This window comes from Arenibacterium sp. CAU 1754 (genome assembly GCF_054482635.1).
The window spans coordinates 218,403-237,989 of record NZ_JBTLRG010000001.1 but is presented as its reverse complement, the minus strand read 5'-3'; the positions used below and the strand labels follow the sequence as shown (position 1 = coordinate 237,989).

Sequence of the window (19,587 nt, the reverse complement as noted above, 5' to 3'; positions counted from 1 at the left end):
CCCGTCGGCGTGCTGCGCGGACCCAAAAACTCCTGCCGCACTGCGGCACGCCCAAAAGTCGCACACCGCCCGGACCCGCGCCCGAACACGGCACAGGTTCGATTCGAAATCCGCCCCCTACCCGTTGTTTGCCGAGGCTGATCTGCTGCCGTCTTCATCCGCGGATTTGGCTGTGCCAACGGCGCTCAGAAAGGCCAGTAGCCGCGCCCGGTCGATCGGTTTGGACAGGATCATCAACTTGTGCTCGGCACATTGGCGGCGCAAATCGCTGCTGCGGTTGGCGGTGATGATCCGCGTCGGCAAGGCACCATGCCGTTCCTTGACCGCCTCATAGACTTCGATCCCGGTCTGGCCATTGTCCAGATGGTAATCCAGCAGCATCGCCTCGGGAACGATATCGACGTCCTCAAGCAGCGCCAGCGCCTCGGTCGCAGAGTCGACGGCCAGAACAATCCCGCCCCAGCCTTCGATCAGCATCGACAGCGCATTGGACAACTGCGGATCGTTTTCCACCAGCAGGACAACCACACCGGCGCAGGCCTCTGTCGCCTTGCCATCAACGCCTCTTGCACTGTCGCGCACACCCGCGTGATAGCGGTCCAGCACGGGCACCTCGACCGAGAAACAACTGCCCACCCCCGGTTTCGAGCGCAGGCGCAGCGGATGGTCCAGCGCCGCACACGCCCTTTCGACAATGGCAAGCCCCAGGCCCAGCCCCTCGGCCGCGTTTCGGCCTTGCTCCAGCCGGCGGAATTCGTCGAAAACCACCTTCTGGTCATTCTCGCTCATGCCCTGGCCGGTGTCCCACACTTCGATCCGGGCCGCCCCGTTCACCCGGCGCACCCCGATCAGAACCTTGCCCTGATCCGTATAGCGCAGCGCATTCACGATCAAATTCTGCAAAATGCGGCGCAGATAGCCCGGATCGCTGTGTACCACCAGGCTGGACGGGACCACGTCAAAGGTCAGCCCCTTGGCGCGCGCCTCGGGGTCGAGTTCGGTTTTCAGGGTTTCCAACAGCGGCTGCAGCGGCACGGGCCGCCGGTCAAAGGTCGCGATACGTGAATCCAGCCGCGAAATATGCAACAACGCCTCGATGATCTGCTCGACGCTTTGCAGTGAGGTTTCGGCCTTGCGTGCCACGTCCTGCACCTGTGACGGGTCGATTTCGCCCTCGATCAGCGAGGACACGAATAGCTTGGCCGCCGACAACGGTTGCAGCAGGTCATGGCTGGCCGCCGCCACGAACCGTGTCTTCGAGGCATTGGCGCGTTCCGCTTCGGTCAGCGCCTGCCCCAGTTCGATGGTGCGTTCCTCGACACGGCGCTCAAGCTGTTCGTTCATTTCAAACAGTGCATTGGCGTTTTCCCGTTCGGCGGTGACATCGGTAAAGCTCAGAACAAAGCCCTGATCCGGCATTTCCTGTCCGAAAACGCTCAGCACGGAGCGCGCGCCCCGCCGAACTTCGAAGGCGATGGGCGACCGCCCGCTTTTCTGATCGGCCCAGGCCTGAAAGGCCGCGAAACTGAAATGTCCGATGATCTCGATCTGACCGCTCAGCCGCTCCATCAGGGCCGATACGTTCAACCCGCGCGAATTGTGATCGGCAGGCAGCGCCAGCAATGTATCCAGACGCCGGTTCCACCCGACCAGCTTGCCCTCGCGGTCAAAGATGCAAACGCCTTGGTCCAGGTGGTTCAGCGTGGCACGCAGCAACATCGCCTGCTGATCCATCAGCTTGTCACGCTCCAGCCGCTCGAGCCGGACAATATCGGTGATGTCCGTGTGCATGATGACCGTGTTGTCAGCCGGTGTGCGATGTGAACTCACCTGCAGCTGCCGCCCATCTCCAACCGTCAGATTGAACACAACCTGATCGCGCCGGTGCTGCTGCATGCGCCACACGATCCAGGCCTCGCGCGAGGGGAAGCGGGACAGATCCAGGAACTGGCTCTGGCTGACGATGTCGATGAAAGCGCTGAATTTCAGGCCCGACTTCAGCCGGCGTTGGACATCCGGCAATTCGCTCCCGAACATGCTGTTGAAAAACACCAGCCTGTCATCGCGGTCAAACAGTGCCAGACCGTCGTGGATGGTTTCCGTTGCCTCGGTCAGGTTGGCCCAGGCCTGTTCGGTTTCGGCATTGGCCTCGGCCAGCCGCTGGTTGGACAGGTTCAGTAGATCCAGCGTGCGTTCCAGATCGGCCGTGCGTTCATGCACCTGCGCCTCAAGCATGGCCGCGCGTTCGAATTGGGCATAGGCCAGGCTTGATGGTTCAGTGATCTGCTCGGCGCGGCGCATCAACGCCTGCACGATCTGCAACAGCTTTTCGTTCTGCCGCTCGATACTGTCGTTTGGGTTGATAAGGTCCACGCGCCCCGGCCTTTTGCAACTTGGCTACATCTGCCGTCCGGACGCGATGATGTGGTGTCAGTCGCCCGTTTGCAAGACCGCGGCAAATTTGGCCTGCTGGGCCACCAGAACCGCCTGTGTGCGGCTTTGAACGCCCAGCTTGCGCATGATCGCCGTGACATGCGCCTTGACGGTGGTTTCGGCAATCGACAGGTCAAAGGCGATCTGCTTGTTCAGCTTGCCGTCACAGATCAGTTCCAGAATGCGCGTCTGCTGTCGGGTCAGCGATGACAGCCTGTCCACGGTATCGGCAATGTTCACCGATTCCTCGGTCTGGACATATCCGGGCGGCTTGTAGATTTCGCCCCGCCCGATGGTTTCCAGCGCTTCTTTGAAGACGGAGCGGCGGCTGTGCTTGGGCACGAAACCGGCGGCCCCTGCCCCGATGGTGCCGCCGATGATGGCGTTGTCATCCATCGAGGACACAACGATCACCGGGCAATTGCGCGCCGCCGCCTGCATGCGCACAACACCGTCCAACCCGGTCACATCCGGGAGGTTCAGATCCAGAACGATCAGCGAGGGTGGCGATTTGTGCGCGATCAGTTCCAGCGCCGAGGACAGGCGGTTGGCGGTCATGATCTGTTCATACTGCGACACGGATTTCAGCGTGAGTTCCAGCGCATCGCAAAACAGCGGATGATCGTCCACGATCAACGCCCATTCCGTCCCCCCTTCCGAGGGGCGCAAACCGGTGTGCGCGTGAGGATCCTTTTGCATTGCGATAGCCTATCCTTGGTTGCCGGCCGGGTCACCTGTCAAAAAGTACTAGGATCGGACAGCCGACCAAGGCTCCGTTACAGACGCCGTTTCAACCCCCGCGCCGGGTCATAGCCCCAGACCGCCAAAACGATGAAACCCACCGCCGCAAGCACCGTCCAGAGCGTCGCCATCGGGTTTATTTCGAGATAGAGCGCAAACCGGATAACTTCGACCGCGTGGGTGAACGGATTCACCCGGCAGATATCTGCCAGAAGCGGCGCGTTTTCGGCCATTTTCCACAGCGGGTAGAGCGCCGAGGACAGGAAGAACATGGGAAAGATCACGAAGTTCATAACGCCGGCGAAATTTTCGAGCTGACTGATCAGGCTGGACAGGAACAACCCCAGCGCGCCCAGCATCAGCCCCGCCAGAACCAGCGCCGGAAACACGGCGACATAGCCCATCAGCGGCATGGTGATGTCAAACGCGGCGGCCACCGCCAGAAACACATAGACCTGCACGATCGAAATGGCGGTTGATCCCATCAACTTGCTGAACAGCAGCCACCACCGCGGCAGCGGGCTGGTCAGCAGCAGGCGCATCGACCCCATTTCCCGATCATACACCAGGCTCAGCGAACTTTGCATGCCATTGAACAGCAGGACCATGCCGCACAGGCCCGGGACGATGTAGGTCTCATAAGTGATATAGGTCTGGTAAGGCGGGATGATCGACAGCCCCAGCGCCGCCCGAAACCCGGCCGCGAACACCAGCAGCCACATCAACGGGCGCACAAGGGCCGCGATGAACCGTTCGCGCTGATGCACAAAGCGCAGCGCCTCACGTGCGATGATCGCAAACATTGCTGTCAGATATCTGCTCATGCCGCGTCGGCGCCCTCGCCCGTCATTTCAAGAAAGGTTTCCTTCAGCCCTGCATCCCCAGCCAGACCGCTGGCCGTGCTGTTGGCCAGAATTTTCCCGCGATGCAGCACGACCACCTGATCGTCGGGCCAGATTTCATCCGTCAGGTGCGTCGCCCAGAGCACGGTCATCCCGTCGTCCGCGCACAGCGCGTGCACATGGCTGGTGATATCGCTGCGTGTCGCAGCGTCGAGACCAACGGTCGCCTCGTCCAGCAACAGGACCTTGGGGCTGTGCAGCAGGGCACGTGCAATTTCGGTGCGGCGGCGATGACCGCCGTTGAGGTTGCGCACTTTTTCATGCGCCCGCTCGGCCATGCCCAGCCGTTCCAGCGCGGCCTCGATCCGCGCCTGTGCCTCGCGTCCGCTGATCCCGTGCAAGGCGGCAAAATACTTGAGGTTCTGGCGCGCCGTCAGGTCCAGATCCAGCGTCGGCTGCTGAAACACGATGCCCATCTGCGCCAGGGCCTTGCGCGGTGTCGCCTCAAGATCGATCCCGGCAATGCGGATCTGGGCCGGGGGTCCGCTCATCAACCGGGTGAGACGTGAATAGAGCGTTGATTTTCCTGCCCCGTTCGGCCCCAGCAAGGCACAGAACGTCCCCTGTGCGACGTCGAAACTCACATCGCTCAGCGCCTGGCGGGCGCCGTAGCTGTGGCTCAGACCCGAAACCGACAATCCGGCTGTCATGGTCCCTCTCCCGACTGCCACTGCCTGTGCTGCATACGCTTTGCCCCCTCCCACATGTCACCCGCCAAAGCCTAAGGTCGGCCTGCCGCGTGACCACAGCGACCATGGTCGCAAAACGACTTTGGAACAAGGGCTTCCTTGGGTTTCCTGTCCTCGGGGCGTGCCGGTGATGTCCAGGTTTTGCGCAACGGCCAATTCCCGACTATTCAGGAGGGTAAACCCCGTGCAAAGGATCGTGACATGACCGCATTGGAATGCCTGACGGGCCGCCCCGTCTCCCTGACCATTCTGGATTATGGGCTGTTCCGGGTGCATTCCGGTCCGCGCGACATCGGCATCATGGGCGCGCTGATCCGAACGGACGCGGACGAACAGGTGCTGGTCGATACAGGGTTTCCGCCCAAATATACCGAAGATCCCGCCGTTGCCGGTCGCGAGGACCGCCTGGACGCCTTTGGGCAATTGCTGACCTGCACTGCGCAGAACCGGGTAGCGGCGCAACTGGCGCTTGCCGGCAGCGCATTGGATAAGATCACGCTGATGGTTCAGACCCACACCCACATCGATCATGTCGGTGGCATGGCAGACTGCCCGCAGGCCCAGATCGTGATCGGGGCCTGCGAACGTGCCCTCGACCGGCCGCTCTATTGGGGCGATGTGCGCCCGATGACCTGGCCCGGGCGGAGCTATGCCCTGATCGAACGGGACACCCGTCTTGGCCCGGGGCTCGAGGTTCTGCTGACACCGGGTCACAGCCCCGGCCAGCTGGCCCTGCGCATCGACCTGCCCCACACGGGCCCGGTCTTGTGGACGTCGGATGCGATTTCACGCCCCGGCGAAATTGACGAAGGGTTTGCCGGGGCCTGGGACTCCGATCAGGCGCGCCACCAGGCACAGCGCTTGATGACCCTCGCGGACCGGAGCGATGCAACCGTGATCTATGGCCATTGCCCCGATCAGTGGAAAACCCTGAGAAAAGCGCCCCACAGTTTTACCTGAGCGCAGGGCGCTCCCGGGGGGTCACTCGCCGATCATCTGCGTGCGCAGGCAGGCCACGTTGACCACCAGTTCGGGCAGCAGCCATTGGAACAGACGCACAACGGCAAGGACCTCTTCCAGCGGGGCATCCTGATCGGCGGCATCCTGCAGCAAGGCGACCGACAGCCGGCCGGGATTCGGGATCGCCGCCATCAGCGCCACCGCCTCGCTGTGCACGGCCTCGACCGCGGCCAGGTGATCAACACTGCCCACCAGCGGGCGCAGCCCCGTCCATGCCGTCTGAAAATAGGTGGGCCAGCGTGCCAGGGCCCGGTAATCGGTGTTCACGAAGGGCAGACCCAGCGTTTTCTGAATGCTGCGGAACACCTTGCCCGTGGCATCATCCGCGTGATGCGGCTCCATCAGAACCAGCGGTGTCTGCATCGACGCACCCGCATAACCGCGCGACGTGCGTACATGGATGTCGGCGGACATTTCATGCCCTTCCAGCAGCATCCGCGCAGCGGTGGCTATCAGCAGATAGGGCATGTTGCCTGCTGAGAATGTCTCGATCAGTCGCCGGATGTCATCCATCTCGCGCGGGGCGTATCCCATCTCTTCCAGTTTTGCGGTGATGTCGCGCGGCGCGATTTCCTGCGCACCGGCCTCGGCCACGCCACGCACGCGGCGACAGGCAGCCTGAAATTCGGCGCTCTGCGCCAAGGTCCGAAGGCCTGACCACAAGGTGCGCCAGAACTGGGGATACTGGGCAAAGGACATGGTCACCACGCCCATCCACGGAACCCTCAGAATATCCTTGGTGTCTGCATAGGTCTCGAGCAATGCCGGACCCGCGCGGTATTCAGGCACCGGACGAATATCCGGAATCGGAGCCGGTTTCCGGCGAGGTAGTTTGTCAATCATAAGTCGTGACCCAGGCGCGTTGGGAGCTTGGCCAAAACGGTATCTGAACGTCTATCATCCCCCACGATGATAATACCGTCTTGCCCGGCTCGATTTCTTTTTGGTTCTTCCACCCGGAACCATGTTGGTTGATCGCCGGATCAATGACAAGACAGGTTGTCATGACGTGATCCCAATTCCGTTGCGTCGCTGCCCATGTCGTTCATCGCTGCCCTGTGACCGGACCGCAGTTTTTCGGTAGCGGTGGATTTCACGACCAAATCTGGCGCCACGTTTCGCAAGACGTTGGCGGCGCCCTGCGGACGCGTCTTTCCGGTGAACACCCCACGCATGCTGGGCACTCAAAGACGTCCAAACGGCGTCTTTGAACATTGGAAAATAAGGAGGTTTATCACCCGGACCAGACAATCTGAGGGTGAACAGGCCCTCATTTCAATGCCATGGCGCTGACGTTCGAACCATGCGGAACACGCCCCGACACACTTCGACCGGCCTGAAGCCCGGCCTTGTTCGCCCAGTTAGTCCCGCCAAAATCAGACCCATTTCTTAACGCCATGAGAAGGCATTAACGATTTGGCAACCTTTGTCCGGGATGATGCAACAATAAATTCAAATCGACTCATTTGTTGCCAATCATGAGGATGTCGTTTTGGTTCATCTGCTGACACCCCCTTCGGATTTCCGACAGGATGCCCAATCTCATACAGCCGCCCAAGGCATGTCTTCCGTCCGCCGCCTGTTCACCGATCACGGTGCGCCAGCGCCGATCATTCTGTGGAATCCTGACACCCGCATGGACGGGAATTCCCTGCTGAACCAGTTTTCCCGGCTTTGCGATCAGATTTCCGACAGCGCCGGATGCATTCAATCCGAACGGCTTTCAATGCGGACGTTCGGCACAATGGCGGATTGGCTGATGCGTCTGAAACCAGAGGGCGCGCCCTCCCTTTATCGCTATGTGCACTTTGGATCGGGTATCGCCACCGTTTTTGGCCGCGACATGACCGGCGCATGCTCGAACGATTTTGGCGGCCATACCAGCGCTTTCTTTGCTACGGTCTATCAGGCAGCAGCGCGCCGACAGCAGCGGGTCATGACCGTGCATCAAACACCACACCAGATCTTTGTTTCGTCCTGGCGGCGGCTGATCATGCCGGTGGTCGATGCATCCGGCGCGCATGACGGGTTTCTTGTCTTCAAGATACCCGAAAACGAATTGCGGTCCGGGCTTGAAATCGTCCCGGCCCCGATCCTGATCGCCGATGCCGACATGATCGTCCGCTATGCCAACAAGGGCGCACGAGAGGCTTTTGATGGTGGTGCCTATGGTCCCTGGAACAGGTCCTTGTTCGACTATGCCGCGCTGGATCTTGAGCCTGACGATTCCCCCACCGACATCCTGCGCCGGGGCATCGTGCACACCTGCATCACCCGCTATGTGCATCACCAGCAGATCGGCCGGTATCAGGCAAAGATCAGTGCAATGATGCACCACGGCACGGCCTTTTACGTCATTCTGCTGCAAACCCGGCTGCAATGACTGAAACCTAACCCGGGATGAGGCGCTGTGCGTTTACGCCTCTTTCCCCTTCAGTTCGCCCAGAACGCGTTCGGTGTCCGCGCCACGCTCGGGGATCGGCGCGGGCTGCCAGTCGTTCCTGGCCCCGAACCGGGGTGCCGGCGCCGCCTGTAGGACACCATCGATGCGCGCCCACGCCCCCCGCGCGGCGTTCATCGGGTGCTCCAGCGCCTCCTCGGGCGTCAGAACCGGCGCGACGCAGGCATCCGATCCGACAAACACCGCCGCCCAGTCATCCCGATCGCGGGTCGCAAAGAGATGCTCAAGCCGGGTGCACAGATCGGGCCAGGCCGCTTTGTCGAACTGATTGGCAAAGTCCGGGTCGCCGGCCAACCCCATCTTGTCCAGAAAGATCGCGTAGAATTTCGGCTCAAGACTTTGAACCGACATGAACCCGCCGTCGCGGGTGCGATAGGTTCGGCTCCAGTGTGGACCATCAAGCAGGCTTTGCCCCCGCTGCGAAGAAAAACCGCCGGTCTGGGCCAGGGTCATCAGAAGGTTCATCATGTTCGCCGCCCCGTCGTAAATGGCTGCATCCACAACCGTGCCCTTTCCCGTGGCGCGCGCATTCAGGATACCCGCCAGCAGACCGACGGTGAGGTACAGCGCCCCGCCGCCAATATCCCCGACCAGTGTCGGCGGCGCGATGGGGGGCTGTCCGGGCAGCGAGGCATGCCATAAGGCCCCGGCCAATCCGATATAATTCATGTCATGCCCGGCGACCTTGGCCAGCGGTCCCTCCTGCCCCCATCCGGTCATCCGCCCGTAAACCAGCGACGGGCGCACCGCGTGGCAATCCGCGGGGCCAATACCCAGCCGCTCCATCACACCGGCGCGAAACCCTTCGATCAGCCCATCGGCCGTGCCCACGAGCTGCAAGAACACATCCCCGTCCCCCGCATCCTTGAGGTCCAGAACGATCGAGCGTTTGCCCCGGTCAAGAATTGCCTTGTCCGGCACGCCGGGGGATACGGCGCCGCCGGGGCGTTGCACCTTTATGACCTCGGCCCCCATGTCGGCCAGCATCATCCCGGCAAACGGGCCCGGCCCGATCCCTTCAACCTCGATAATCCGGATTCCGTTCAACATGACCTGCCCCTTGTGTTTGCAACTGTCCCTGTCGTGACTATGCGGGGATTTGCGCCGACCGCAATGCGTGGTTTTGCACCCCGCCGGCGGCGGCCATCGGCGTGTTTCAGCCAAGACAGCTGTCCAAACCCGGCATGATCTTGCGCCTCAAACTGGGGCGCGGCACCGGGCCCACCATTCCATTGCGTCACGTCATCGAATTGGCTATGCTCCTGATTATATTGATTGAGTTGGTCGTTATATTTTGGCCGTGTATATTACTGATTGAGAACAGTTTTGCTTATGACATTTTTGAACAACCGCGTTTCATCGGTTGCTTGCAACTGGAAACATTGGATGCCCGACAGCACCTTATCATCCGTCCTGAACACCCTGTGCCGTGCTGGTGCCGTCAGCCTGCTAATGGCCTCCTCTGCGATGGCGGTAGAACCGACGTTCAGTTCAACCGCGGACACAGTGTTTGACATCATCCGCGAGGATGATCCGAGCCAGTTCGTCTGCCTGAGCTACGAAGGCCGCGACATCCGGCAGATGTGGGACAAACGCATGGACGGGGAATCCGACCTGAACGTGTTCCTGTTCCGCGCCTATTTCGCAGAGGGACCCAGCATCGACATCATCCTGAACCCGGAATTCGGCACCCCCGAAGAGGCCCGCGCAGAGGCGATGCGGTACACTCGCGGATTGGGCCAGCTGCCGCTGGTGTTCCGTCAGGGCATCAAACAATTTGGCGTGCACAAGGGCGACAAAGGGTTTCACGGCGGCCCGGGCAAGATTTTCATGTATCAGGACAAGGTCAGCCTGAGGATCGAACAGAAACATCTGGAAGAATCCCTGATGCATGAATCGGTCCATGCCTCGCTGGATCGCGACCATGCCCGGTCCGATCTATGGCGCGCCGCCCAGAACAGCGATCCGGGATTTGTCACACGGTATGCCGAGGACAACCCCGAGGGCGAAGATCTGGCGGAAACGGCGCTGTTTGCCTATGGGCTGCTGCGCCACCCGGGACGTATTCCGCCGGTCGACAGTCGGGACATCCTTGCAAGGGTGCCCGCCAGGATTTTGGTTGTTGCCGAAATACTTGAAAACGTTCCGGAACTTGCACCGGCGCCAACACCGCCCGATACTTGCCATTAAGCTTAAGTATTATTGAAACGAATCACTAATTTCGCACTCACGGCGGGACGATTTTCCGCAAACGCGTTAGAAATTTAAGACAAGGAGAACAAAAATGACGCGGACGATTTCGCAGATTGAGACCGGCTCAGGAATAGATGAACTGCGCCGGGACGACTATTTTCCCACTCTGCTTTATTCGATCAAACTGCATGACGCAGAATCCATGAACAGGGAAATCCTGCAAGCGATCTTTGAAGAGCGCGAGCGCGATTCCAAAGGCATCGAACGGTCGAATTTCCGCTCTCTGGGCGGGTGGCACAGCCACAACAACCTGCACAAGGAAGCCAAGTTCCAGCGCCTGACCGACCGGGCGCACATGATGCTGGCGGGCATTCACGAGAACCTCGGATACGACACGAACACCCGCCTTCAGATCACCACCATGTGGTCGATCACCAACCCGCCGGGCAGTTCGAACCGGGCGCACATCCACCCCGGCGCGCTGTGGAGCGGGGTCTATTACGTCCAGGCCCCCGAAGGCGCCGGTCAGATCGATTTCACCGATCCGCGCACCCAACAGATCATGTCCAGCCCGCAATACATCCCGAACAAGCGGCGCAAGACCGAGTGCTGGTCCAAGGTCAAGGTCAAGCCGGTGGCGGGCAAGATGCTGTTCTTCCCCAGCTGGCTGTATCACAGTGTGGACCCAAACCTGGCCGAAGGCGACGGCAAGGATTCCGAACGGATCATCATCAGCTTCAACATCAATCAGAAGCGCAAACCAAAACCCTCCAAGTGACCTTGGTATCCCTTGGGGCGCGGTCGCGTCCCGGGGAACGTCACCAGTTCACCGGAAATTCATGCACAAATGAAACCGTTTGCGCCCCCGCGCAGACGGTTTTTCAATTCGGCAGGCTCGAGGGTTTCTGCAACCCGCTCAGCGGGACAGCGCCACGATCTTGCGGTTCACGATCTGCGCCAGCGCCACGGTCGATTTCGAAATGCTGAGCAGGATGATCACCGGCGCGACGCGGAACAGCGACGTGGTCACCAGTGAATCCGCCTTGCTGACGGCCAGCTTTTGCAGCCCGGCCGCAATCGGAAAGGCATAGGCCGAAAAGATGATCAGAAACGCCACCGCGACCGCGATATCCTGGGTCAGCCGGAACCGCCCCTGAGTATCGCGGACCCGGCCCATCATGTCCGCATAGCGGCGAATTCGGTCGCGCAGCACCTGCTTTTTGGCCGTCCGCAACGCTGGCGGCGCCAGCGCATCATTCGCCGCGCGAAAGGACAGGAACGACTGTTCCAGCCGCGTCTCGGACCGGTCATAGGCGACCCCCAGAATCCGCAGCATGCCCGGATCACCGGTAATCAACGTCACGACGATCAGCGCCACAACCACGCCGATCACGACCAATGGCGAGATGAAATAGACAAAACACATCAGCAGCAAGAAGCCAAAGATCACCGCCTCTTCCTCGCGTTTGCGGTCATGCTCCTTGACCAGGTTGGACAGGTGGTTGAGGCTGAGCGGTGCATGGAGGTCCTTGCGGTACTCGAACTGAAACTGTTCACGCAGCCGCGCGAGCCCCTGATCGCTCAGCAGTTTGCAGCGGGTGCGCAGCCCCACCGCGATCAGGCCAACACCAAAGGCGATGGCAAAGATCAGGGCAAACGGTTCTATCGCGGCGGATTCAACGCCCGACCGGACGGCGAAGAACAGGATAATCACCGACATGACCGACAGAACCTTGGAAGTGATGCGATAGGCTTTCATCTCGGTCAGTTCGGAACTGAGCAGATGTTTGAGACGCGCCGCCAGCATGTCCACATCCTGAACATTTCCCAGCAAGATGCCATGCAGCTCGATGATGGCGCAGGCCGGGTCGTCGTCGGGGACGGGAAAGGTTTTCACCCGGGTCCAGTCGCCACGCGTCGGATCCCACCTGGCCAGTTCGCCCCGCCCCCCTGCCCGTGACACCCGCAGCGCATAGCTGGCGCGCGGCGCGGCGGCCGGGTCAACCGGCGTGACCCATTGCGCGGCGGTCACACCCGACCCTTTGGGATCGGTAAAGAAAAAATCTACCGGCAGCGACGCCAGTTCAGGGGGCACTGCCGCCTCGGAGTAAGGCCAGATGTCGCTGAGTATGGGATAGATCGCCGTCATGATATCAGGCCGCCTTGACCACGGTTAAGCGTTTCATTGTCAGATGTCCGGCGTGGGTCAGCCCGGTATCGGAAAGACGTTTCTGGATATCTGCGACCGGAATGCGGCCGCGATAATCCCAGAACACCGGAAAGTCCCCCGGCGCACAGCTGTGCAGGTCCCGCAGCACCGGATCCTTCAGACCCAGGTCCATCACCTTGCGCGTGTCCCGCAGCACCGGAAGGGTTTCGCCTGACCGTGTCTCTTGCGCGATCATCAGATGTTCGAAATCGGCCTGGGATGCGTCCTGACCCGGGCCGAAAATGCGGATCGGGCCCAGTTGCGGGCGATCCTGTTCAGGCATGTTGTCAATCGCAAGCCGCACGACATCAGCCATGATCAGGCGCTGTTCGCGCACGGTCAGATCGGGTTGTTGCAGCGTTGCGGTCAGCGGCGCGATGCCGTCGATGCGCAACTGGTTGTCCTGCTGTGCCACTTTGACGGCCACCTCGCCCACCACCTTCTGACGGCGCAGGGGCACCTCGACGGCCAGAAGCTCCGACACCGGCGCCTGCGCCCCAAGCAATGGCGACACCACCTGAACCCGGCGGAAATCGATCGGAACCAATTGCATCGCCGTGAGAATCCAGAACATCAGGGCCGCCGGCGGCAGATTGGCCAGAAGAACGCTGAACCCGGCAAAACCGATCACGCTCCATTTGGCGAGTTCGCCAAACAGATCGGGGGCAATGGCGCCGCTGATCAGGCTGTATCGCTGGCCCATTTTGGAGTATCGCCCGATCCCCGGGCGGACCGAAACGCGGCAAAGCTGAATGTCGTTCAGCTGGGTGATCACCAGCAGTGCCGCGAACAGCGTCAGATGCACACCGGCCACGATCGGGTTGAGCAGGCACAAAAGCCCCGAAAGACCCAGCAACGAGCCAAGCGCGGCGGGGATTTGCGAATGCTGCGGCATGGAGACAATCATGCCCCTGCGCAGCGCGCCTGAAACATCTTTTTCAAAGCGGCCGCGAAACCCGTTGAGATCGCGCCCACGCAGCGACGTTCGTAACAGACCGCGCCACAGGCGCGACTGTTTGCGGCGCACCCATTTGTCCTCGCCTTCGAACCGGGTCTGGCGCGCCACCAGAAGCAGGCCGCCACAGACGACGACCAGCCCAAACACCGTCAGCAGTGACGGGAAACTGGCGTGGTTCAGAACCAGGAACAGCGCCGCCACCAGACACAGCAAAAGCGCACATTCCAAAAGGCGCGATGCCAGCCCGATCATAAACAGTGCCGCCCCCTCAAGGCCACGGCGTGGATTTCCGCCGACGATCTTCTGAACCGCCGGCAGGGCCGGCAGCGTTGTGACCGGGGCCGACCGGTGCCGTGGCTGAATTTCAAGAAGGAACCCGGAATAGAGACTGGCAAAATCCGCCCTGGGATAGAACACCACACCCATGGCCGGATCAAACACCAAAACTCCGCGCGCGGTTTGGCGCAGCAGCACCACGTAATGCTGCTGCTGCATGTGCAGGATGATGTGCCCCTTGATCTTGTGCAGCCGCGCGGCAGGCACAGACAGCGCCGTGGCGGCAAACCCGTGCTGTTCCTCGAAAAAGCGGCGCAGCGCGTCCAGCGTTGTCCCGGTTCGGTCGGCATCCATATGATCGACCGCATGCACCGCATCCGACTTGCGCCCCAGCATGTTGAGGACGGTCAGCGCGCTGGCCACACCGCAATCGGTGCGGCCCGTCTGCATCACGAAATGGCGCCGATTGCGCAGCAACGTCCAAATGGCGCGAAACCAGAAGAAGCTAGATCGGAGCATTTTTGGCCATCAGAAAGCTGAACAGGGATTGGCGCGCCAGCGGAAAACTGAGGTGCACCACGGCACCGGGCAATTGTTCGATCTGCACGGCATCCGCAGTATCGACCCCGATCACCACCTGGCTGAGCACGCCGCGTTTGATGATCTTGGCCGCCAGTGACTGGTTGCCAAGGCGGATGCCCAGTTCCTTGGTGTCGACAGTGGCATAGTCGCGTTCCAGCAGGCGCGCATCGAACACGATTTCGGCCCCCGTGCGGGTGTCACTGATTGTGCCGCGCACCGGTTGCCCGGGCTGAAGCACGACCGCATGACGGTTTTCCAAGAACCCGATGATTTCGTTCTTGGTCCCGGTTTCGTTTGGCTCTCCAAACCGGTTGGGCAGGGAAATGTCCGCCGCCACCAAGATGGGCAGCCCCCGGGCATTGCGTGCTTCGCTTGAGACGACGGAGATCCGGTCGTCCGGCAATGCCGCCAGCTCCACGAACAGGGAAATCACATCGATCGCGCCGACGGTCTGCGCGTCGCGTCGCACCTCGGCGACATCCACGCCCACCTGTTCAAATGCGGCGCGGACCTGATCCCGGTCCACCGGCAGCGACAGCTCGATATCCCGTGTGCCATGGCGCAGGGCAATCCGGCCCGTCGCAGGCGCGCCATAAATCACGAATGAGACACTTGCGATGGGAGCGTCCGTCGCAAGAAGGCGCAGCGCATCGCCCTTTGCCACGTCCGCGCGGCTGGCCTGCAAGGTGCGCATGTCCACCGAAATCTCGTTGGCGACGGCCACCTGCGGCAGCACCGACTTGGCCAGGAAACTTGCCTCGGCCTCGGCCCGCTGACTTTGGCGCAGGGTTTCAAGATCGCGGATCTGCTGATCCAGATTGCGCAGCCGTTTTTCCAGAATGCCGATTTCGGCCTGATCGATGGAGTTGGAATAGATCAGGTCGTTCTGCCCCTTGATCATATCCAGTATCATCTTGTCCGTGGAAAAGGTCGCCCCCTTGCTGGTGATCACCGACAGGCGGCTGGACTGGATTTCTTCGAGCATGGTCGCCAGTCGCTGGGCCGGAAGGGCAGAAACCTCGCCTGAGCGTTTCACAAGGTCCTCAAGCCGGGCCAGTTGCGCCAGTCGTTCCTGGTTCAGCGCGTCGATGTCCGTCACGCTTTCAGAAGTAAAGCTTTGCAGCGAGGCAATGACCTGGTCGGTTTCCTGCATCAGCTTTGTCCGCGCAGCCAGACGTTCAGACGTGGCGATCTGCTTGGCCCGGTCGCGGTCGTAATCCACCTGAACCTTGGATGTCTTTTCAAGGTGATCGGCCTCGATCTTGGCCAGTTCGCGATACATCGTCCCTTCGAGCAAGATGTTTTCCGCAACCGAGTCCGCATAGGTGACCGCGCTGACGATCTGCCCCGGAAGGAACCGCCCGCCCTGTGACGGGAAATGCAGGACCGTTCCCGGCTCAACCGCCCGCACCGTGCGCACGCCGCCGGGATTGACGACAAGGCCGAACCCGTCAACCGCAAAGGACACCGGCACATAGAAAATGCCCAGCGCTGCGATGATCAGACCGATCGAGACCGAAAACAGCTTCATCAAAGAAATCCTTCAAAACATGAAAGCAGCCTATTGGGTTTGTGCCTTGTAATCAAACCCGTCATGGCCTCCGTATCGGGCGCCCCTGCGGGTCTGAAATCATGGAGTCGTCTTGATTTGGCATCGTCAATCATCAAACAAATCAGTTTCTTACAATAACAAACTCTTGTGACCTCGCCCGTTCGGGCGTCCTGAAAATATCAGGCGTCAAACGGCGCCAAGAGCGTTTCACACCCGAGATACGTAAAAGCAGTCCGAGCCGTCGGGAAACCGGAATGCCGGCGGATGACCAGAGACCGCGCGCCCAGCGCCAAACCTGACATCGAAACGGCCCACTGGGTACGGCACCCCGAAAAATAGGCGAAACCGCCCCGTGCAAGGGGCGGTTCCTGTTGTTCGTTAGGTCGGTGTCTGACCGGGAGCAACGGGCGCTTGGACATCGCATGTGCAATTCCAGACATTGATCCGTTGCTCCCTTCGTTCACGCGACCTGTGGATCAGACACCGGTGTCGATGTCATCCAGACCGCCGGCAAGATCGGCACCGATCGAGCTTGCGAAGTCGTCGCCACCCGAAGCACCACCTGCGTCAATCGCACAGGCATCCGCCCCGCAGGCATCGCCATCGTCGGCTCCACCATCAGCACCACACGAGAAGCCGCGGACGGCAATCTCGTTGCCTTCGTCGCCTTCATCGTTGGGCGTGTCTTCGTTGCCTTCGTTACCTTCGTCCTGGCCGGGGGCGAGACCTTCGTCACCCTCGTTGCCCTCGTTGCCTTCGTTGCCTTCGTCAAAGGTAGCTTCGTCGCCTTCGTCGCCTTCCTGGCCTTCGTTACCTTCGTTGCCTTCGTCAAAGGTCGGCTCGTCGCCTTCATCACCTTCGTCACCTTCGTTGCCTTCGTTACCTTCGTCTTCGGTGGCTCCGATACCTTCGTCGCCTTCGTTGCCTTCATTGCCTTCGTTACCCTCGTCGTCAACAACACCGGCAACCTCGTTACCTTCGTCGCCTTCGTCCAGGCCGGCTTCGTTACCTTCGTCGCCTTCGTTGCCTTCATTGCCTTCGTTGCCTTCGTCAAAGGTTGCTTCGTTCCCTTCGTCACCTTCGTTGCCTTCGTTGCCTTCGTCGCCTTCGTCCAGGCCCGCTTCGTCACCTTCATCGCCTTCCTGGCCTTCGTCGCCTTCGTTGCCTTCGTCCAGGCCGACTTCGTTATTTTCGTCGCCTTCGTTGCCTTCGTTGTTTTCGTTGCCTTCATCGTCAGGCGTGACTTCGTTGCCTTCATCCCCTTCGTCATTCGGGGTGGCATCGCCTTCGTCGCCTTCGTCGCCTTCGTTACCTTCGTCGCCTTCGTCGCCTTCGTCGTTTTCGTCCTGTTCGTCGCCTTCGTTGCCTTCGTCGTTTTCGTTGTTTTCGTCGCCTTCGTCGTCTTCGTCGCCTTCATCGCCTTCGTTGTTTTCGTCGTTTTCGTCGCCTTCGTTGTCTTCGTTGTTCTCGTTGGCTTCGTCGCCTTCGTCGCCTTCATCGCCTTCATCGCCTTCGTTGCCTTCCGACAGCGTGCCGATGTCTTCGTTACCTTCGTTGCCTTCGTCGCCTTCGTCGTTCTGTCCAACCGGGACAGGCTCATTGCCTTCGTCGTCCTCATCGCCCTGGTTGTCTTCGTCGCCTTCGTTGCCTTCGTCGCCTTCGTCGGCTTCGTCACCTTCGTCGTTTTCGTTGCCTTCGTTATTCTCGACGCCTTCGTCGAGTTCATTGCCTTCGTTGCCTTCGTTGTTCTCGTCGCCTTCGTCGCCTTCGACGCCTTCGTTACCTTCGTTGTTCTCGTCGCCTTCATCGCCTTCGTTATTACCGAACACGTCGTTGTCTACGAGAACCTCGTTGAATTCATCGCCTTCGTCGCCTTCGTTACCTTCATCGTTTTCGATGCCTTCGTTGTTTTCGTTGCCTTCGTCGCCTTCGCCGCCTTCATTGCCTTCATCACCTTCGTCGCCTTCGTCGCCTTCATCTTCAAAGTCGAACAGGCTTTCGTTGCCTTCATTGTCTTCGTCGCCTTCGTTGCCTTCGTCGTTTTCGTCGCCTTCGTCGCTTTCGTTACCTTCGTTGCCTTCGTTGTTCTCGTCGCCTTCGTCACCTTCAAAGCCGTCGCCGATCAGGTCATCGACCACGAAGGTTTCGTTACCTTCGTTGCCTTCCTGGCCCTCATCGCCTTCGTCGCCTTCGTCGTTTTCATTGCCTTCGTTATTTTCGTCGCCTTCGTCGCCTTCGACGCCTTCGTTGCCTTCGTTGCCTTCGTCGCCTTCGTCGTTCTCATCGCCTTCGTTGTCTTCGTCGTTTTCGTCGCCTTCGCCGCCTTCGTTACCTTCGTCGCCTTCGTTGTTTTCGTTGCCTTCGTTACCGTCATTCAACTCGTCGTTCTCGTCGCCTTCGTTGCCTTCGTTGTTTTCGTTGTTTTCGTCGTTTTCGTTGCCTTCGTTGTCTTCGTCGTTCTCGTCGCCTTCGTCGCCTTCGTTGGCCTCGTCGCCTTCATCGCCTTCATCGCCTTCGTCTTCGAAGTCGAACAGGCTTTCGTTGCCTTCGTTGTCCTCGTCGCCTTCGTCGCCTTCGCCGCCTTCGTTGCCTTCGTCGCCTTCGTTGTTTTCGTTGCCTTCGTTGTTCTCGTCGCCTTCGTCGCCTTCGTTGCCTTCGTTGCCTTCGTCGCCTTCATTACCTTCGTCGTCTTCGTCGAAGGATACGGTTTCTTCGTCACCCTCGGTGCCTTCGTTGCCTTCGTCACCTTCATCGTCGGCGAACTGGTCAAACCCGGTTTCGTCACCTTCGTTGCCTTCGTCGTCTTCGTCGCCTTCGTTGTTTTCGTCGTTTTCGTCGCCTTCGTCGGCTTCGTCGCCTTCGTTGCCTTCGTCGCCTTCGTCGCCTTCGTCGTCCTCGTTGCCTTCGTTGAACTCGTCGTTCTCGTCGCCTTCGTCGCCTTCGTCGTTTTCGTCGCCTTCGTCGTCTTCGTTGCCTTCGTCGGCTTCGTCGCCTTCGTCGCCTTCGTCGCCTTCGTCGCCTTCGTCGTCCTCGTTGCCTTCGTCGGCTTCATCGCCTTCGTTGCCCGAGTTCTCGGTCTGCTCGGGGTCCGCCGGCGGCATACCGCCGGAAATGGCTGCGGCCTCGGCAGGGGTCAGTGTTGTAATGTCTTCCAGTTCGGTGTCGGTGGTGAAACCAGCGATCGTCGAACGCAGAGTTGCCAAGAGTGTCATGATAGTCTCCAGTCAAAAGTTGTGGTCAGGTTCCGGACACCCGAAAACAGGCGCCTCGCCACGGCCTTGGGCCAGGGCGAAAAAGGAACCGACCAAATAAATTCCGGTATCAGCGCAACGATATGCAGGTTGGGCTGTTCCGGAGTGTACAGGTTGAGGAATGCGGACCTTGTGCCCAGCCCGTGATCGACAGCGGTTTCCGCGTCGGGAACAGGATTGAAACACAACGTCTGCTTGGCACTGAAAAACACAGCACCAAGTTCGGCGCGCACGGCATGGGCGGCCTGTAAAAGTGATATCGATTTGGCCGAAAACACACTGGCCTGGTCGAAAAAAAGCATCACTTAACTCACTTTCTT

The 19,587-nt window shown here is 60.2% G+C and carries 15 protein-coding genes; 4 read left to right on the top strand and 11 right to left on the bottom strand.

Annotated elements, in window-relative coordinates; translation table 11 throughout:
* Nucleotides 1-117: 117 nt before the first annotated feature.
* The 4 genes from ACXYMO_RS01180 to ACXYMO_RS01165 form a co-directional block, all read right to left on the bottom strand.
* Entirely contained in the window at nucleotides 118-2,373 is a 2,256-nt protein-coding gene (locus ACXYMO_RS01180; protein ID WP_458876813.1) for a hybrid sensor histidine kinase/response regulator, read from the bottom strand.
* A gap of 57 nt (nucleotides 2,374-2,430) precedes the next feature.
* Entirely contained in the window at nucleotides 2,431-3,132 is a 702-nt protein-coding gene (locus ACXYMO_RS01175) for a response regulator (RefSeq protein WP_458876812.1), read from the bottom strand.
* Nucleotides 3,133-3,209: 77 nt separating this feature from the next.
* Complete coding sequence (locus ACXYMO_RS01170) at nucleotides 3,210-3,998, bottom strand: ABC transporter permease (protein ID WP_458876811.1); 789 nt, start codon at nucleotides 3,996-3,998, stop codon at nucleotides 3,210-3,212.
* Complete coding sequence (locus ACXYMO_RS01165; protein ID WP_458876810.1) at nucleotides 3,995-4,726, bottom strand: ABC transporter ATP-binding protein; 732 nt, start codon at nucleotides 4,724-4,726, stop codon at nucleotides 3,995-3,997. Before ACXYMO_RS01165 ends, ACXYMO_RS01170 begins: the two co-directional genes overlap by 4 nt.
* Before the next feature lie 240 nt (nucleotides 4,727-4,966).
* Between ACXYMO_RS01165 and ACXYMO_RS01160 the strand changes: the two genes are divergently transcribed.
* Entirely contained in the window at nucleotides 4,967-5,725 is a 759-nt protein-coding gene (locus ACXYMO_RS01160; protein ID WP_458876809.1) for an MBL fold metallo-hydrolase, read from the top strand.
* Nucleotides 5,726-5,746: 21 nt separating this feature from the next.
* Here ACXYMO_RS01160 and ACXYMO_RS01155 read toward each other — a convergent pair whose 3' ends face one another.
* A complete protein-coding gene (locus tag ACXYMO_RS01155; RefSeq protein WP_458876808.1) occupies nucleotides 5,747-6,628 on the bottom strand; it encodes a halocarboxylic acid dehydrogenase DehI family protein in 882 nt (293 codons plus the stop codon).
* Nucleotides 6,629-7,346: 718 nt separating this feature from the next.
* Between ACXYMO_RS01155 and ACXYMO_RS01150 the strand changes: the two genes are divergently transcribed.
* Nucleotides 7,347-8,168, top strand: a complete 822-nt coding sequence (locus ACXYMO_RS01150) for a hypothetical protein (protein ID WP_458876807.1) — start codon at nucleotides 7,347-7,349, stop codon at nucleotides 8,166-8,168.
* A gap of 33 nt (nucleotides 8,169-8,201) precedes the next feature.
* Here ACXYMO_RS01150 and ACXYMO_RS01145 read toward each other — a convergent pair whose 3' ends face one another.
* Nucleotides 8,202-9,296: a CaiB/BaiF CoA transferase family protein gene (locus ACXYMO_RS01145; RefSeq protein ID WP_458876806.1), complete on the bottom strand. Its 1,095-nt coding sequence runs from the start codon at nucleotides 9,294-9,296 to the stop codon at nucleotides 8,202-8,204.
* A 336-nt stretch (nucleotides 9,297-9,632) separates the two neighbouring features.
* Here ACXYMO_RS01145 and ACXYMO_RS01140 point away from each other — a divergent pair, with 336 nt between their 5' ends.
* Nucleotides 9,633-10,436 carry a hypothetical protein gene (locus ACXYMO_RS01140; RefSeq protein ID WP_458876805.1) on the top strand — a complete coding sequence of 268 codons (804 nt, stop codon included), beginning with the start codon at nucleotides 9,633-9,635 and terminating at the stop codon, nucleotides 10,434-10,436.
* Between the two features lie 94 nt (nucleotides 10,437-10,530).
* The gene (locus ACXYMO_RS01135) at nucleotides 10,531-11,217 is read left to right on the top strand and encodes a TIGR02466 family protein (protein WP_458876804.1); all 687 of its coding nucleotides are present in this window, start codon (nucleotides 10,531-10,533) and stop codon (nucleotides 11,215-11,217) included.
* A gap of 138 nt (nucleotides 11,218-11,355) precedes the next feature.
* Here ACXYMO_RS01135 and ACXYMO_RS01130 read toward each other — a convergent pair whose 3' ends face one another.
* From ACXYMO_RS01130 to ACXYMO_RS01110, 5 genes are all read right to left on the bottom strand, one after another.
* Nucleotides 11,356-12,588 (bottom strand): hypothetical protein, encoded by a 1,233-nt coding sequence (locus tag ACXYMO_RS01130; protein WP_458876803.1) that lies wholly within the window; start codon nucleotides 12,586-12,588, stop codon nucleotides 11,356-11,358.
* Between the two features lie 4 nt (nucleotides 12,589-12,592).
* Nucleotides 12,593-14,401, bottom strand: a complete 1,809-nt coding sequence (locus ACXYMO_RS01125) for a cysteine peptidase family C39 domain-containing protein (RefSeq protein ID WP_458876802.1) — start codon at nucleotides 14,399-14,401, stop codon at nucleotides 12,593-12,595.
* Nucleotides 14,388-15,995, bottom strand: coding sequence for a hypothetical protein (locus ACXYMO_RS01120; RefSeq protein ID WP_458876801.1), 1,608 nt, complete (start codon nucleotides 15,993-15,995; stop codon nucleotides 14,388-14,390). Before ACXYMO_RS01120 ends, ACXYMO_RS01125 begins: the two co-directional genes overlap by 14 nt.
* 497 nt (nucleotides 15,996-16,492) lie before the next feature.
* Nucleotides 16,493-19,228 (bottom strand): hypothetical protein, encoded by a 2,736-nt coding sequence (locus ACXYMO_RS01115; RefSeq protein ID WP_458876800.1) that lies wholly within the window; start codon nucleotides 19,226-19,228, stop codon nucleotides 16,493-16,495.
* A complete protein-coding gene (locus ACXYMO_RS01110; protein ID WP_458876799.1) occupies nucleotides 19,225-19,569 on the bottom strand; it encodes a hypothetical protein in 345 nt (114 codons plus the stop codon). The genes ACXYMO_RS01115 and ACXYMO_RS01110 overlap by 4 nt, the downstream gene beginning before the upstream one ends.
* Nucleotides 19,570-19,587 lie beyond the last annotated feature (18 nt).